This window comes from Nocardia carnea, assembly GCF_029869215.1.
Classification (GTDB): domain Bacteria; phylum Actinomycetota; class Actinomycetes; order Mycobacteriales; family Mycobacteriaceae; genus Nocardia; species Nocardia carnea_B.
Map to the genome: position 1 here is coordinate 1 of NZ_JARWPM010000205.1, position 4,668 is coordinate 4,668.

Consider the following 4,668-nt stretch of genomic DNA (forward strand, 5'->3'; position numbering starts at 1 on the left):
CTTCCAACCCGTGGCCGATACCGCGGCGCCCCCCGGCGCCGAACCACAGGAGGTCCACGTACCGCTGCACCCCCCCCTCAGTAACGACACCCTCTCTCTGCACAACGGCATCAGCAAGACCCTCACCGCCCCGCACCGCACCGCGCAGTGCCCGTGCCGTGCCGTGCGGTGCCGCGCCCGCGCTGTGCCGCCCCGCGCCCGCCGCATCGTGCCCCGGGCTGCTGCGGTTGCCGGGCAGTGCGGTGCCGGAGCCGGACCGCCGCGCTGAATGACCTGGCAGTCCGCTGAACGACTCACCCCGGGGGCCGCCCGTCTTCCTACTTGAAGGCGGTCGCGTGGCGGGCCGCCCACTCGGTGAAGGTGCGCGGTGGCCGGCCGAGTACCTGCTGGACGTCCGGGCTGACCTGCTGTAAGGCCGGGGCGGGGTGGCCGAGCATATCGAGCGTGGCCTCGACCACCGGCTCGGGCATGAACTGCGTCATCCGCGCGTGCGCCTGTGCGCGGGACAGTTCGGTGAACCGCACCGGTTCGCCCAGCACTGTCCCGAGGGCGGCGGCCTGCTGCCGGGGCGACACCGGTTCGGGCCCGGTCAGTTCGTAGGTCTTGCCGGCGTGACTGTCGTCGAGCAGAGCCGCGGCGGCTACCGCGGCGATATCGGCGGGGTCGATCACGGGCAGAGCGATATCGGCGAACGGCGCCGCGATCGCCCGTTGGGTGCGCACCGATTCCGCCCATTGCAGCGCGTTGGAGGCGAAGTTGCCCGGACGCAGGATCGTCCGTGCGACCCCCGACTCCTCGACCGCGTCCTCGGCGTCGGAGGGGTGGTTTCCGGTGCCCACGCCCTGCGAGGACACCAGCACCACACGTTGCGCACCCGCCTCGCGTACCACCCGCATCACGTCGGTGAGATCGCCTCCGGCGCCGAGGAATTCGCCGGACGTCAGGAGGAAGACGGTGTGCGCGCCGTCCAGGGCCGCGGCCAGGCGGTTCGTATCCAGGAGGTCGGCCTGCCGGTGTTCCACACCGGCCGGGAGATCCGCCGCTCGCACGGTGCGCGAGACGGCGCGGACCTGCGCACCCGCCGCTGTCAGCGTCTGCACCAGCGGTCGTCCGATATTGCCCGTCGCTCCGGTCACCACGATCATGTTCTTTTCCTTTCGACTTCGGTGACGCGAAGTTACTATTCGAAAGGCAGTAGGTACCTAGGGGAAAGTAATGGAGGTAGGCCGCTATCGTGACCGAAGACACAGTATGGGAGCCGCGAGGCGACGTCGCTCCGGAGAACGCCTGCCCCATCGCGCCCGTGGTCGATATCGTGTTCAGCCGCTGGACCACGCCGATCCTCTGGGTGCTGCACTATCGCGGCCCGCAGCGTTTCGTCGAACTCCAGCGCCTGATCACCACGATCTCCCCGAAAGTCCTGACCGAACGGCTGCGGCAGCTCGAACGCGACGGATTGATCACCCGTACCTACTATCCGGAGGTCCCGCCGCGCGTCGTCTACGAGATCAGCGAGCTGGGTAGCAGCCTGGCGCCGCTGTTCGCGGCGCTTGCGGAATGGTCGGACAACCTCGGCGAGGTCGAGCGGGCGCGGCGCGCCTATGATGCCGCGAAACAGGCGCGCCGCGCCGGCTAGCGACCCGGCGGGGTACCGGGAACGGTGGACCGGAGCCAATCTGCCGTGAGATCGGTGAGGATCGCGCCGCCGCGATCGCTGAGATGGATGTGGTCGACAAAGAATTCGAGACCGTGGCTGTGGGCGACCTGATCCCAGCTCTGCCGCAGCAGATGGTGCCGGGCCGCCGCCCGGAATGCGAGTCCGAATCCGAAATCGTAGGTACTCGGCGGCTTTTCGCGTCGTCGGAGCAGATCGGCGAGACGTTCGTGGAAGGGTAGGTAGCCGGCGTGCGCCGCGGCGGCGACCTCGGCGACGGCCCGGTTGTACTCGGCCAGGCGCTGATTGATCCCGGCACCGAGGTCCTCGCCCAGCGGTGGTACGGAGATCAGCGCGACCCGCGCGGTCGTCCCGGTGGTGACATGGCCGACTATCGCGGCGAGGTTCGCGCGATAGGTGTCCACGGGGACGCCGTCGCGAACATCGTTGGTGCCGACCAGGATCAGCACCGCGTCCGGATGGCAGGCGACGATATCGGTGCCGGCCCGCTCGCGCAGATCCCCGCTGGTGTTGCCGTTTATCCCCGCGTTGACGAACCGGTGGCCGGCGAAATCCGGCCTGTTCCGCAGGCTGCCGACCCAGTCCGCGCCGAGCGTGCCCCGGGTCATACTGGCGCCCGCCGCGACGACGACCGGGCCGGTAGCGGTGGCGTAGTCGCGGCAGGCCCGGGCGGGTGTATCGATCGGCGAGCGCACGAAGGTGAGGTAGCCGACCGTGGCGCCCGCGGCGAGGACCGCGGCCAGTGCCAGGCAGACCGCGGTGATGATCATTTTCTTGCTGATCGGCATTTCAGGACCCCGCGCTGCCGGAATGGCCGCCGGGCGCGCCGAAATCGTCTGTCCACACGAGGAACCTCCAGGTGAAGCATGGGTTAGTAAACACTAGCCACCAGCATGAGCTAGTGTTTACTAACCTGTCAAGCGCAGCGGAAGGAGGGCAGGTTGAGTACCCGGGAACGGATCCTGGATGCCGCGGCGGACATCCTTCGCACCCGCGGCGTCGTACACGCCACCACGAAGGAGATCGCCCAGGCGACCGGCGTTTCGGAGCCCACGCTGTACAAGTACTTCGGCGATAAGGAACGGTTGTTGCTGGCTGTGCTGCGGGAGCGGGTGCCGGGGGTATCGCGGCTGGAGATCCGGCCCGGGGCCGGCGAGATCCGGGACAACCTGGCCGGATTCGCGCAGGCGGCGCTCGACTTCTACCGGCAGACGATCCCGATGCTGGGCGCGCTGCTGGCCGACCCGCAGCGGATGGCGGCGCACCGGGTCGCGATGGACGAACTCGGCGCCGGCCCCGATAAGGCGGTCGCCGGATTCGCGGCGTACCTGCGCGCCGAACAAGCCCTCGGCCGCATCGCCGCCGGCGCCGACCCGGACGCGGCCGCCGCCCTGCTGATCGGGGCATGCTTCCACGAGGCGTTCCTGGGCTACTACACCGGCGGGCGGCCGGGCTCCGCGGCGGGCGATCTGGTCGACGCCCTCTTCACCCCGCTGCGGTGACCGGCGGGCCCTCGATCCGGTGATCTCCCCGGCATGCTCGTGGACGGGCACACCCGTGCGGCGGCCCGCAGCATCGCGAGCGGCGCCGGCCGATCGTGCTCCGGTTTCCCGGAGTGGACGGACGGGGCCGGCGGCGAGCGGCAACTGTCGCCGGCTTCACGCGAGTTGGTGCCGGGGCGGTACCGAGCCGCCCTGATCGTTTCGAGCAGTAGGGTGCTCTCCTACTGCGGGTTGTCACTCTGCGGCGGTGACGCGTCGCCGGCCTTCCCGGTGAGCCGTTGGTGGAGGGTGGCGGCACGGAGCGTGAGGTGGTTGCGTTCGGCGAGGTTCTGGGCTTGTTTCGCGGCCTCCACGTAGAGCCGCGCCGCCGTGGCGGTGTCACCGGCCTTTTCGTGGAGATAGGCAGCGGAGGCGGTGTAGCGCGGGAGTTTCGAGTCGAGTTCGGCCAGTGCTGCCAGGCCCGCCTGCGGACCGTCCGCTTCGCCGACGGCGACGGCCCGGTTGAGCCGGGCGATCGGGCTGTCCGTGATCGCGACCAATTCGTCGTACCACTCCACGATCTGGACCCAGTCGGTTTCCCTGGCCGTCTGCGCGTCCGCGTGCAGTGCCGCGATCGCGGCCTGCGCCTGGTACTCGCCGAGCCGGTCCCGGGCCAGCGCCGCCTGCAGGATCACCACGCCCTCGGCGATCAGCTCGCGCCGCCACAATCCGCGGTCCTGTTCGGCCAGCGGCACCAGGCTGCCGTCCGGGCGGGTGCGGGCCGGGCGCCGGGCATGGTGCAGCAGGAACAGCGCGAGCAGTCCCGCCACCTCCGGATCACCGGTGGTCGCGGCGAGTTGCCGGGCCAGCCGGATCGCCTCCGCGGCGAGGTCGATATCGCCGCTGTAGCCCTCGTTGAAGACCAGGTACAGCACCCGCAGCACGGTGTGCAGATCGCCGGGGGTGTCCAGCCGGACGGTGCTCACGGTGCGTTTGGCCCGGCTGATCCGCTGGGCCATCGTGGTTTCGGGGACGAGATAGGCCTGCGCTATCTGTCGGGTGGTCAGGCCGCCGACCGCGCGCAGGGTCAGGGCGACGGCCGAGGCGGAGGTGAGACTCGGATGCGCGCAGAGAAAGTAGAGCTGCAGCGTTTCGTCCGTCGACGCGACCGGTTCCGGTGCGGGGTCGTCGGAGAACCGCAGTTCACGGTTTCGCCGCGCGGTGTCGGACCGGGCCAGGTCGAGGAAACAGCGCCACGCCGTGGTGATCAGCCAGCCCTTCGGGTCGTCGGGACGGCGGTCCGGCCACGTATCGACGGCGCGCAGCAGTGCCTCCTGCACGGCGTCCTCGGCGGTCGCGAAATCCGCCCCGCGGTGGGGGCGGGGGGGCCCCGCCCCCCCCCGGCGCCCGGGGCCCGGCCCCGCCCCTTGGCGGAGGTGAGACTCGTATGCGCGCAGACAAAGTAGCCCTGCCGCGTTTCGCCCGGCCACGCGACCGGTTCCGGTGCGGGGT

5 protein-coding genes and 1 pseudogene are annotated in these 4,668 nt (G+C 70.4%); 3 read left to right on the forward strand and 3 right to left on the reverse strand.

Annotated elements, in window-relative coordinates; translation table 11 throughout:
• Positions 1 to 268: hypothetical protein (locus tag QH276_RS14120; protein ID WP_280406759.1), on the forward strand; the 268-nt coding region annotated here is incomplete at its 5' end.
• Between the two features lie 49 nt (positions 269 to 317).
• Here QH276_RS14120 and QH276_RS14125 read toward each other — a convergent pair.
• Positions 318 to 1,145: an NAD(P)H-binding protein gene (locus QH276_RS14125; protein ID WP_280397091.1), complete on the reverse strand. Its 828-nt coding sequence runs from the start codon at positions 1,143 to 1,145 to the stop codon at positions 318 to 320.
• Positions 1,146 to 1,234: 89 nt separating this feature from the next.
• On the opposite strand from QH276_RS14125, the gene QH276_RS14130 reads away from it, so the two are divergent.
• Positions 1,235 to 1,636 carry a winged helix-turn-helix transcriptional regulator gene (locus tag QH276_RS14130; RefSeq protein ID WP_280397090.1) on the forward strand — a complete coding sequence of 134 codons (402 nt, stop codon included), beginning with the start codon at positions 1,235 to 1,237 and terminating at the stop codon, positions 1,634 to 1,636.
• Here the strand turns inward: QH276_RS14130 and QH276_RS14135 are convergent.
• Complete coding sequence (locus tag QH276_RS14135; protein WP_280406760.1) at positions 1,633 to 2,463, reverse strand: SGNH/GDSL hydrolase family protein; 831 nt, start codon at positions 2,461 to 2,463, stop codon at positions 1,633 to 1,635. The two genes, QH276_RS14130 and QH276_RS14135, sit on opposite strands and share 4 nt — an antisense overlap.
• A 153-nt stretch (positions 2,464 to 2,616) precedes the next feature.
• On the opposite strand from QH276_RS14135, the gene QH276_RS14140 reads away from it, so the two are divergent.
• Positions 2,617 to 3,177, forward strand: coding sequence for a TetR/AcrR family transcriptional regulator (locus tag QH276_RS14140; protein ID WP_280397088.1), 561 nt, complete (start codon positions 2,617 to 2,619; stop codon positions 3,175 to 3,177).
• Between the two features lie 221 nt (positions 3,178 to 3,398).
• On the opposite strand, the pseudogene QH276_RS14145 reads toward QH276_RS14140, so the two are convergent.
• Positions 3,399 to 4,532, reverse strand: a pseudogene (locus tag QH276_RS14145) (RNA polymerase sigma factor); the annotation flags it as partial.
• Positions 4,533 to 4,668 lie beyond the last annotated feature (136 nt).